This window comes from Sphaerochaeta sp. (assembly GCF_050178175.1).
Classification (GTDB): domain Bacteria; phylum Spirochaetota; class Spirochaetia; order Sphaerochaetales; family Sphaerochaetaceae; genus Sphaerochaeta.
In genome coordinates this window covers 20,628-31,412 of sequence record NZ_JBFXGH010000019.1, presented here as the reverse complement: position 1 = coordinate 31,412, position 10,785 = coordinate 20,628, and the positions used below count along the sequence as shown (strand labels likewise).

Here is a 10,785-nt window from a genome sequence, read left to right as displayed (position 1 = left end):
GATGATGTACTTGCCGGGTTTGGGAAAGCGTATCAGGAGCTTAGTGGACTGGAAGGGGTTGAGACCGTCCTGTATTAGGATACCAAAAGAGGGTAACCAAGAAAAAAGGACCTTGAAGGTCCTTTTTCCCTATGGTTTTAAAAGAAATGTTTACAGGTTTGAGACACTCTTGTCACTGCGTTTTTGCAGCATCGGAGTATGTTTCACGGCCTGGTGGTAGGCTTCGGCAATATTGGTGCAGTAGTCACCGATATGCTCGAGGTGTCTGATCTTCTCAAGGATCAAGAGCTCCACGCGGACATCAGCCTTTCCCCTACTCAGCCGTTCCTGGACAGTCTGGCTCAGCCGGTTACGGTAGCTGTTGATCTGTTCCTCATACTCATTGGCCATCTGCATTTCGGCTTTGGTAAGGGTCTTGTCCATCCGGTCACGAATGTAGTCAAGGAAATCCTGAACAATCTGCTGGTAAGCCTTGAGGTCCTTGTCAGTCTCCTCGTCGAAGACCCAACCTTGGGCAAAACGTCTCTGGCTGAGCATGGCCAGGTTGAAACAACTGTCGGTTACCGATTCCAGTTCATCCATGACCCTGATAAGGCAGTTGAGGGAAGAGGCATTGGTAGGGGTTTGGGAGTCCTGCAGAAGGTGTACGCAGAAATCAGAAAGTTGTTCCTGCATCTGGTCGGCATACTCCTCGTCCTTTTTCATTGCCTGGATATCACTTTCCATGTTTGCGCCTGGGTTGTTGAACATCCCTCGATACCGGGTAAGCATATTACATGCGAGGTTTGCCATCTTCTTGATTTCATCCCGGATTGCCAGCATGTAGATTTCAGGGCTGTCAATGAAGATACCACCGATATATTTGAAGTGGTAGGTTCCTTCGTCATACTCAGCCTTCGCAGGTACGAGGCGTTTGATAAATCTGGCATATTGATCAACGAAGGGGAAGAAAATGATAGTGTTGATAACATTGAATACCGTATGGAACATGGCCAAGAAGAGTGGCAGCTGACTACTGAGTGCAGTGCCGGAGAGTGCATAGATATTGCCCGGGGTGATCCAATTGACAAACGCCAGCAGTGGGTGGAAGAGGATCAAGGAGATCACACTTCCAAAGACGTTGAAAATGATATGTGCCCAGGCAGCACGTTTTGCAGTGGTGCTCGTTCCAATGGAAGCAAGGTAAGCGGTGATGGTTGTTCCAATATTGGAGCCAAGAATCATAGCGGCAGCAGCGCTAACGCCAAGCCACCCGTTGTATGCCATGGTAAGCGTCATTGCCATGGCAGCAGAGGAGGACTGGACTACCATCGTTATAACAGTTCCCAGGATGATGCAGAGAAGGTTAATCCAGAGTGTATCATTGTTGATTGCAGACAGGAATGCCAAGGCATCCACATTATCGGTAATGTCCGGGATTGAATGGCTCATAAAATTCAGGCCGAGGAAGAGTATGCCGAACCCCAGCAATACGTCTGCGATGTCACGCTGCTGTGCTTTCTTGCTGAACATCAGTGGACCGGCAAAGGCAATCGAAACGAGTGCCAGAACGGTGATGTCAAGCTTGAACCCCAAGAGTGCCACCAACCAACCGGTAAAGGTGGTACCGATGTTGGCACCGAGGATGACTCCGATGGCTTGGGTAAGCCCCATCAGTCCTGCGTTGACAAAACTTACTACCATGACCGTTGTTGCTGAAGAACTCTGGATGATAATGGTAATAATCATACCGGTAAGGATGGATACCAACCGGTTTTTGGTCATGAGTTTAAGGACTGCCTTCATCTTGTCACCGGCAGTCTTCTGGAGGCCTTCACTAAGGAGTTTTATTCCAAAGAGGAAAAGACCCAAGCTGCCGACAATCTGGAAAAAGATCACAATGGTATTCATATCATTGGTACCGTACCAATTTTTTGTCTCGTTGGTAAAGTAGAACCCAATCGATTAGATGAAAATCGTTTGTTTGTGGTGGTGCTGCCATCTTGTAATGGATTGAACTTTCGGCAGTGTTGTTGTATGGTTCAGCCATGAGCATCATCAAACCCCATAAACTTGGGATTATCTCGGGCCCAGGTTCGGAATATTTTACGGGAAAGGTGGTAAAACACCTCCGTCGTCTCTATTTGGAACGGTATGAAAAATTGTCCAGCGCATTGGCTAAGCGTCATGGGATGAGTGAGGATGAGATTCTCAAGACCGTCACATTGATGGATGACTTGAACAACAAGCGAATCCCGAGAAGCAAATGCCCGACGACGTTCCAGTGTCCTGATTTTACCATTAAGGTAAAATATACCAAGTTTGCAAATGGGGAAGAGAAGGCTGAGATTCTTGATGCAGTCAGGGGTTTGAGAATCTTCATTGTCTATGATGTATCCAATATGGAACCTGTTAAGGTTGCTGGCTCTGATGAACCGGTCAGCCTTTCGGTCAATGACCATCTTATGTTCCTCTTTACCACCATCAATGCTCTCCAACTTGCAGGAGCTGAGAGTGTTACGCTGGTACTTCCTACCTACCCATATTCACGGCAACATAAGAAAGGTGCACGTGAAGCACTTACTGCAGCCATGTTCGGCCACATGTGTGAGATGCTGGGAGTCGAACGCATTATTACCCTTGATATCCATAGCCGCGAGATTGAGAACAGCTTCTCAACACTTCATCTGGAAAATCTGCATGCTTCCTACCAGGTTCTGATTGCGCTTCGCAAAATCATTGATTTCAGTGATCCTGATCTCGTGGTGGTTGCCCCCGATACCGGGGCGATCAGCAGGAATAAGTTTTATGCCCAAGCCTTACACCGCCCATTGGCAATGTTGTACAAGGAACGCGATTACTCCATTGTGAGTCGTGATGCAAAACACTCCAATATCAAAAGTATCAACCTGCTTGGTGATGTGAAGGGAAAGACTGTTCTTATCGCTGATGATATGCTTGCAACCGGTGGGACCATGATCATCGCAATGCGTGAATTGATGAGCCTTGGTGCAAAAAAGATCATCTGTATGGTAAGTCTTCCTTTCTTCAATGCAGGAGCTGTAAAAGATTTCGATATGGCCTATAAGGAAGGTATCTTCTATCGGATCATCGGTACAAACTCCGTATTCCACGGGCGTGATTTGCTCGATAAAGAGTGGTATGTGCAAGCGGATATAACAGAGCTGTTTGCTCGTGTTATCAGCCGTTTGCACCACGGCCGTTCCATCAGTCCACTGCTTGATAACCGTAAATTCATCCAGATTCTGATCGATAACACCCAAGCCCAGGCGCAAGAGCCAAAACCGGGAGCTAGCGCTAGTAACCCGGAGAGCAAGTAGATCTTGTTGTCCGGGTTACACCTACCTCCCACCATCTGATCGTTCATCAGGGGGTGAGTTGTACTTTTATTTTACCATCTGGAGTTATTACCATGCACATGTCACATAGAATTTCAGCTTTTCAGTGTTCTCCCATCCGTCGTCTTTCTCCGTACGCTCGCGATGCAGTGAACCGGGGGATAAAGGTGTATCATCTGAATATCGGACAGCCCGACATTAAAACACCTCCACAGGTCATCGAGGCAGTTCGTAATTATGACCAGAGCATTATTGCCTATGGAAACAGTGAGGGGATGCAAGAACTACGTGAAGCGCTCCCTGCTTACTATGCTAAGTACGGGCTCAATGTGGATGCTGAGGATATCCTCATAACCACCGGTGGAAGTGAAGCACTTCAGTTTGCATTCATGACGCTTTGTGATCCGTATGATGAGATCATTATTCCTGAACCGTATTATACCAATGTCTCCTCTTTCGCCCACTCGGCGATGGTTGACCTGGTCCCCGTTACCAGCAATATGGATGAGGAGTTTTCCCTTCCCGATATCAGTGCCTTTGAACAGAAGATTTCCAGGAAAACTGGTGCAATTCTCCTGTGTAGTCCCAATAATCCCACGGGACATGTCTATACGAAGGATGAGCTGTTGCAGCTTCTGAATCTCTGCAAGAAGCATGACATTTTCCTGATTGTCGATGAGGTATACCGTGAGTTCTGCTATGACGGGAAGGAGTTCACCAGTGTCCTTTCCTTTGAGGAGTTCAGTAACCGGGTTATCTGTGTTGACAGTTTCTCAAAACGGTACAGCATGTGTGGAGCCCGGATAGGTGCCTTGGTGAGCAAGAACAAGGAAGTCCTGGGGAATGCACTCAAGCTCTCCCAGGCCCGCCTGTGTCCTCCTGACATTGAGCAGGTAGCTGCTCTTGCTGCGTTAAGTACTGATGACTCCTATCTTCGTGAAGTAAAGATTGAGTATGAGAAGAGAAGGGATTTCATTGTAAATGCGTTAGAGAAGATCGACGGGGTGAAAGTGAGCAACCCGAAGGGTGCTTTCTATCTTGTGGCAGAACTCCCAGTGGATGATGCAGAGTCATTTGCTACATTCATGCTTCGCGACTTCAATTTGAATGGGGAGACAGTCATGGTCGCCCCTTGTGAGGATTTTTATGTGACCAAAGGGTTGGGGCACCGGCAGGTAAGAATTGCCTACGTGCTCAACACCGATGATCTGGCAAGGGCAGCAGCCTGCATTGAAGCAGGCCTTGCTGCTTACCGCGCTCAGATGTGATCTATTCTCCGATGATCTTGATGAGGACATGTTTGTCTCTCATGCCGTCAAAATCATAGTAGAAGATTTCTTCCCAGGAGCCAAAGTCGAGTTTTCCTCCTGTAATTGCAATGACCGCCTCTCGTCCCATGACCGATCGTTTGAGGTGGGCATCTGCATTATGTTCCTTTTCTGTGTTGTGTTTGTACTGCTCGTAGGGCAGTTCGGGGGCCAATTTCTCCAGCCAGATCTCGAAATCCTCATGCAATCCCGTTTCCACGGCATTGATGAACACACTACTGGTAATGTTCATTGCATTGACCAAGACCAGTCCTTCTCTAATTCCGCACTCATCAACTGCTTCCTGGACAGCATTGGTGATATTGACGAGTCCTCGTCGTTTATTGAGGTGAAACCAGAGTTCCTTTCGATAGGTCATCATAGGCGCCTCCTCTTGCATGATCAGTATACCACCATTAGTTGCAGAGCTGAAGCTTTGAGGATACACTGCCAGCCATTATGGATGAACCTATCGTTGTGTTGCCGAAGGCCCGGGTACTGGGCCATCTTGCGGTGATCAGTACCATGGCATTCTGGGCTGTTACCTTTGTTTCGACCAAGCTGCTCTTGGTTGCCTTTACACCTGCCCAAATCCTGATGGTCCGCTCATTTCTTGGGTTGTCCCTTCTCTTTGCAATAAACCCCAGAAGGGTGGGTTATACCTCAATCAAGGATCGGGCACTGGTGGCAGCTGCTGGAACGATGGGAATCTTCCTCTACTACTATCTGGAGAATACTGCTCTGGTCTATACCAGTGCAAGTAATGTAGGGGTAATTGTTGCAACTGCACCGTTCTTTACGCTTCTGGCAACACATTTTTTCTTGAAGGAAGACTCCCTGAAGAAAAACTACTTTCTTGGGTTTGCCATCGCCATGGTGGGAATCATCCTGTTGACTGCTGGGGATGGGACCGCTCTGGATATCAACCCTTTCGGAGATTTTCTTGCTTTGGTGGCAATTATGGTGTGGGGTCTCTATACCGTGCTCACACGTTTGGTTGCACGAAGGGGATACTCGAACCTTCTGGTGACGAGGGACATGTTTTTCTATGCGCTGATCATCCAGGTGGTGGTGTTGCTTATAGAGGGGAAACCTATCGATTTTCAGGCAATGGTGACTGCTCCCTATCTCTTACATCTGTTGTTTCTTGGATTTATTGCTTCTGCATTCTGTTTTGTGTCCTGGAATTATGGTCTACGTACCATTGGTGTGGTCAAGAGTTCCTTTTACCTCTATTTGAGCCCGATCATAACGATTGTATTTGCCGCTTTGGTGCTTGGGGAGACCTTTACGGCATTGGATGCAATTGGGACTGCATGCACCTTGGCCGGCCTTCTGATAAGTGAATATCGAAGACGATAAATACTTGCTAAACTACTATACTGATGTTACCCTCTTTCTGGAGGGGACGGGGTATGGATACACAAAGCAAATTGGATATCTTGAGTCGTGACGCCCAGTATGATCTCAGCTGTGCCTGTGGGACAAGGAACCCTGATGAACACCGTAAAAGGAACAGCAAGGGGAGTGGATGGCTCTATCCTACGACAACTGCAAGTGGAGGGCCTGGGATCATTCTCAAGACCTTGTTGGGAAACCGGTGTACCAACGACTGTAAGTATTGTCCACTCAGAGCAGGGCAAGACTTTCGTCCTGTGGCAATGTCTCCTGCGGAGATGGCTTCCTTCTTTTATGATTTCCAGGCAAAACGGCCGCTTCTTGGGTTGTTTCTCTCCAGTGCTGTCATGAAAGATGCAGGATGGACTATGGAGATGCTAGTCGCCACTGCCAAAATCTTGAGGAACCACTACCATTACAAGGGGTATATCCATTTGAAGGTGATCCCAGGCTCGACCAAGGAAAGTATTGATGAAGCACTCAAGTATGCAAGTGCTCTTTCCTTGAATATAGAAACACCGGGGGAACAACATTTTTCCAAGCTTACTGATGCGAAAAACTATGTGCAGGATATTCTGGAGCCCCTCAAGTATATTGCCAGTCAGACAGCAAGAGGTAGCCAATATCAACGAGTGCATACCTCCAGCCAGTTCATAGTTGGAGCCAGCAATGAATTGGATAAGGAAATCTTGTTGTATACAAGCCAAATGTACAAGGAACTCCATATGGGGAGGCTCTATTTCAGTGCCTACCAACGGGGGTTGGGTGACCCGTCACTCCCAGGTGAGCAGATTGCCATCCCAGTCCAGGAGCAACTGGAACTGTTCAAGGAACTACCCTTGACTCCAGTTCATGATCAAGGGTTTCTGACAAGGGAACACCGTCTCTACCAAGCTGATTGGCTCTTACGGAAATATGGGTTTGATTTTGAGGAATTGTCCTTCGAACAGGAAGGAAATCTCAGCCTCCATGATGATCCTAAGCTTGCTTGGGCAAAAGCCAACATCGATTATTTTCCACTCTCGATCAAGCGCGCCCCAAGGGAAGCCTTGCTTCGGGTTCCAGGTCTTGGGCCTACCTATGTGAATCGAATCATCGATAAACGTCGCAATACTCCTATATCATGCCTCGAGGATCTGCATCTTCCTTTCTCGACCTTGGAAAAAGCTCGGCCGTTTATCACCCTGTAAAGAAAGGCCTTGTTGTCTCTCCTGCAAATCCCTACAATGCATCCATGCTCAGTCTCTATGCATCATTCTTTTTTGTATTTGGCATCATGGCAGTGGTCAATCCGTACCTGCAGGTGATGATCAGAAACCTTGGATACTCACATGATGTTGTGGGGTTTCTTCTTGCTGTTTTTGAAACTGCGGGTATTGTGGGCCCCTTGTTGGTTGCGCGTCATGTCGACAAGCATGGATCTGGCAAGAATACAATACTCCTCGGTACGATCTTATCGGCCTTGGGTGTGTTGCTGCTGATGTACTCCACTTCCATTTGGATGACGATGTTTGCATTGATGCTTCTATCTTTCTTCCTCCGCTCTCTGGTTCCCGTTATTGATAGTTATGCGAACAATCGATTGAATGGTGATGCCCAGAAATACACGTTGCTCAGAAGTGGTGGAACGATTGGGTTTGTACTGTTCTCATTGTTGCTGGCGATAACCCATAAGCCTGATCTTACCAGCAACAGCAGTATAGGCTTGTGTGCCTTGGTGGCGTTTTTCCTTTTTATGCTGCCGGTATTGGCTTGGAAGAAGGATCCAAAACGAAGGGAGATTCCACCTGTTACCTCAGATAATACTGAAGGAAAGTGGTATGATCTTGCATTTGTAATAGGCTTGGTGATCATTGGTTTGAACCGTATCAGCATGTCTTCCATTGCCAGCTTCTTTTCGTTGTATCTGGTTGAAGAGTTGGGGGTTAATGCCATCAGCTTGATGAATGCAATTGCATCGGGCAGTGAGTTTGGTGCCCTTATCCTTGCTGGCTATCTTCTGCAAAGAAAAAAGGTGCATCCTGTCCAACTGTTGATGATCAGTAGTGGAGCCTTGGTGGTACGTCTGCTCATCTATGCTCTGGTTCCAACCCTTGGGGGTGCATTGGTAGCTCAGTTCCTTCATAGTCTTTGTTATGGGTTCTTCCACCCTGCGGCAATCTTTTTGGTTGCTCGAAGGGTGAAGCGTTCTCACAGGACGCTTGGTATGTCGATGTATGTTTCGCTTGGAATAGGTCTGCCTACAGTATTAGGCTCCATTCTAGGAGGGCTTATACTTGAACAGTTTGGATATCGGGCCTTGTTCATGGGGTATTCCCTGTTTGCATTGGCTTCGGTTATGGTAGGTCTTGGTAATTATAAACGTATGACCTCAAGTACACTGGAATCCATATGATTTGGTCCTATGACCATAGGGGTCTAAGTTTGAATGAGAGAGAAAGGTGTGATATGCTCTACTACGAGGAGAGGCAACAGTGAAAACCAGTGAGGGTTGGGATTTACTTTCCATTGGAGAGATTTCAGCTGAGAAGATACAGAAGAATCTCAGGGAGATCTCCGTGTTTCTTTCCAATGATATTCGGAACATCAGGGATATTGTTTTCCAGTACCACCCATTGGAGGTGGTCAAGTTTGCATTCTGGGAACAACATAGGCTGTTAAGAAAGAAGAACTCCGATCTCTTTGCGCTGCAAGTTGCTTCCCGCTTGGTTGCCTACCTCTCCAGTCTTCTTCCCTACTGGGAGAAAGACTATTCCTTAAATACTGACATTAAACCGAAAGATTGGAAGCGAGTAAGCCAACTTTTTGAAGATCTTTGCAAGAAAAGCATCCGCTATGCCGACAATTATACCTTGCTGTTACGCAGTCAGGGTCTGTTTGGATCAGATGATGAAATGTTGTTATTTCAGGAAGAGGCGAGCGATTTCTGTCTTCCTCCGGTAGCTGAAGAAGATTTGTTGCAACAGAAATTGACTGCATTGCAGTATCAATTACAACCATTCAATGCTCTGGTTAACCAAGTATTCCCAGCGAAGCTTGATGGATTGCTCTCTGCATTCCTACAACTCTCGAAGCGGGCCTTTGAAGGGATTGACTCCTTGCTTGAAGACAATACTACATTCAAGCAGGCAAGTATGTTGCAACTCGAGGTGCTCAAGAGCCGTGGAGAACGTGTTGATGACCTTGAAACGGTCATGAACCGAATTATCAAGGAACAGGGTTGGGAGTCTTGGGTCGAAAGCATTGTTGATCGCAGAGATAAGTTTCTTCTCTTTGATGTACTTGCTGATACGAGTCTCAATGAGCGTGATGCGTATTTACTCTCAGATGCTTTTGCCTCAAGGGATTATGATGATTCAAGTCATTTGCTGATTGATGGTTTGGACAGTGATGAGATACCATTCGTCCGTGTGGATGCATCATACTACTGTTTTGTAGGTCATTCCTTGCTCGATAAGGCATATGGGTATATCAAGAGAGCTGTCTGCTCTCAGGATGAGAAACTTGCAAGAGAGTGGAACTCTATTGAGGCTGATAAGCAGACTCTGGTGCCGGTAACCTTCTTTACGGCAATGTTGGGTACCTTTAATTATACCTCGAATGTTGACTATCAAGATGGGTATCTTGATGCTCTCTATGAAAATGATGAGAAACAGGTTGTTGTTCAGGTCCCTTCCAGCCATGGAGAGAATGTTGCAGAAAATCCCTTCCATGATTCTGAGCAATATGTCCAAAATTTACAGAAAACCATTGCGGCCGGTAAGCTTGCCCAAGCCCATCCTACAATTTCGGTACTTATCGATACAAAACACCCTACGCTCTATCCACTGGAAGTCCATGAGGGTGTTTTGAGACTCTCGTTCCTGCAGCTTGCCAACCTTGCATCCAGTTGGGAAGGAGTTTCAGAGCTCAAGGAGTTGTTGGGCCTTTCCCCATTTGTAGGAGTGCATCACCATGACAATGAAGAGGAAGAAACTGTTCTTCCAATAGAGGATGATATTCCCCCAGAGGATGATATTCCCCCAGAGGATGATATTCCCCCAGAGGATGATATTCCCCCAGAGGATGATATTCCCCCAGAGGATGATATTCCCCCAGACGTTCCTTTCACTGGAGCCTCTTACTTTACAGAAAAAGATAGCTCTGAAGATAATGAGATTAATCCTGATGAGAGCGAATCTGACGAGTATGAAACAGCAGGTGATATCTTCCATGGAAGTGAGCAGCCCAGTCTTTTTGATCTCGATGAAGAGAATATGTTCGATCCATCAATGGAAACTGAAGAAGACAATGACAATGATGAGTATGAAACGGAAGCGTACTGCATTATTGATGATGCTTCATACGAAAATGATATAGAGTATGAAGATGAAGATTTTCTGGTTACAGCAGATGCGGATATGGAAGATGAAGCTGAAGAAGACAGTGAGATGTTCCATGCGAGCTATACAAGTGATGAAGATGATGAAAATGATTTTGAGAATATGCTCTTGGAAGAAGAACATGATGAAGACGAAGCTCCTGTCAACGCGTTTTCCTTCTTTGGGCATCTCTCAAATATTGCGAAAGGGGTAGATGACGGTCTCTCTTCCACCCAGGAGGAATCTCCTATCCCGGAAGAGACTCCTGTAGAGGAAGAAAAACCTGTAGAGGAAGAAAAACCTGTAGAGGAAGAAAAACCTGTAGAGGAAGAAAAACCCTTCCATCCAGATAATCGTCTTGCTTTACCGCCTGAATATAGA

Annotated in this window: 8 protein-coding genes; 6 read left to right on the top strand and 2 right to left on the bottom strand. The window is 46.6% G+C overall.

Translation table 11 applies throughout. From position 1 onward, the window contains the following. Positions 1 to 150: 150 nt before the first annotated feature. Positions 151 to 1,890, bottom strand: a complete 1,740-nt coding sequence (locus tag AB7S66_RS03950; protein ID WP_428518167.1) for a Na/Pi cotransporter family protein — start codon at positions 1,888 to 1,890, stop codon at positions 151 to 153. 137 nt (positions 1,891 to 2,027) lie between these two features. Here AB7S66_RS03950 and prs point away from each other — a divergent pair, with 137 nt between their 5' ends. Continuing rightward, positions 2,028 to 3,320, top strand: coding sequence for a ribose-phosphate diphosphokinase (prs, locus tag AB7S66_RS03945; protein WP_428518166.1), 1,293 nt, complete (start codon positions 2,028 to 2,030; stop codon positions 3,318 to 3,320). 92 nt (positions 3,321 to 3,412) lie between these two features. Beyond that, a complete protein-coding gene (locus tag AB7S66_RS03940; RefSeq protein WP_428518165.1) occupies positions 3,413 to 4,606 on the top strand; it encodes a pyridoxal phosphate-dependent aminotransferase in 1,194 nt (397 codons plus the stop codon). A gap of 1 nt (position 4,607) precedes the next feature. On the opposite strand, the gene AB7S66_RS03935 is transcribed toward AB7S66_RS03940, so the two are convergent. Further along, positions 4,608 to 5,027, bottom strand: a complete 420-nt coding sequence (locus AB7S66_RS03935; protein WP_428518164.1) for a secondary thiamine-phosphate synthase enzyme YjbQ — start codon at positions 5,025 to 5,027, stop codon at positions 4,608 to 4,610. A gap of 77 nt (positions 5,028 to 5,104) precedes the next feature. Here AB7S66_RS03935 and AB7S66_RS03930 point away from each other — a divergent pair, with 77 nt between their 5' ends. The 4 genes from AB7S66_RS03930 to AB7S66_RS03915 form a co-directional block, all read left to right on the top strand. Then, a complete protein-coding gene (locus AB7S66_RS03930; RefSeq protein ID WP_428518163.1) occupies positions 5,105 to 6,007 on the top strand; it encodes a DMT family transporter in 903 nt (300 codons plus the stop codon). Between the two features lie 53 nt (positions 6,008 to 6,060). After that, entirely contained in the window at positions 6,061 to 7,233 is a 1,173-nt protein-coding gene (locus AB7S66_RS03925) for a radical SAM protein (protein WP_428518162.1), read from the top strand. After that, entirely contained in the window at positions 7,167 to 8,438 is a 1,272-nt protein-coding gene (locus AB7S66_RS03920) for an MFS transporter (protein WP_428518161.1), read from the top strand. The genes AB7S66_RS03925 and AB7S66_RS03920 overlap by 67 nt, the downstream gene beginning before the upstream one ends. Positions 8,439 to 8,517: 79 nt before the next feature. Further along, the coding region (locus tag AB7S66_RS03915) for a hypothetical protein (RefSeq protein WP_428518160.1) at positions 8,518 to 10,785 on the top strand (2,268 nt) is incomplete at its 3' end.

What these genes read in the sequence shown, in the direction of transcription:
- prs (WP_428518166.1), top strand. Translation starts at nt 2,028, where the DNA reads ATGAGCATCATCAAACCCCATAAACTTGGGATTATCTCGGGCCCAGGT.
- AB7S66_RS03950 (WP_428518167.1), bottom strand. Translation starts at nt 1,890, where the DNA reads ATGAATACCATTGTGATCTTTTTCCAGATTGTCGGCAGCTTGGGTCTT.
- AB7S66_RS03925 (WP_428518162.1), top strand. Translation starts at nt 6,061, where the DNA reads ATGGATACACAAAGCAAATTGGATATCTTGAGTCGTGACGCCCAGTAT.
- AB7S66_RS03940 (WP_428518165.1), top strand. Translation starts at nt 3,413, where the DNA reads ATGCACATGTCACATAGAATTTCAGCTTTTCAGTGTTCTCCCATCCGT.
- AB7S66_RS03930 (WP_428518163.1), top strand. Translation starts at nt 5,105, where the DNA reads ATGGATGAACCTATCGTTGTGTTGCCGAAGGCCCGGGTACTGGGCCAT.
- AB7S66_RS03935 (WP_428518164.1), bottom strand. Translation starts at nt 5,027, where the DNA reads ATGATGACCTATCGAAAGGAACTCTGGTTTCACCTCAATAAACGACGA.
- AB7S66_RS03920 (WP_428518161.1), top strand. Translation starts at nt 7,167, where the DNA reads ATGCCTCGAGGATCTGCATCTTCCTTTCTCGACCTTGGAAAAAGCTCG.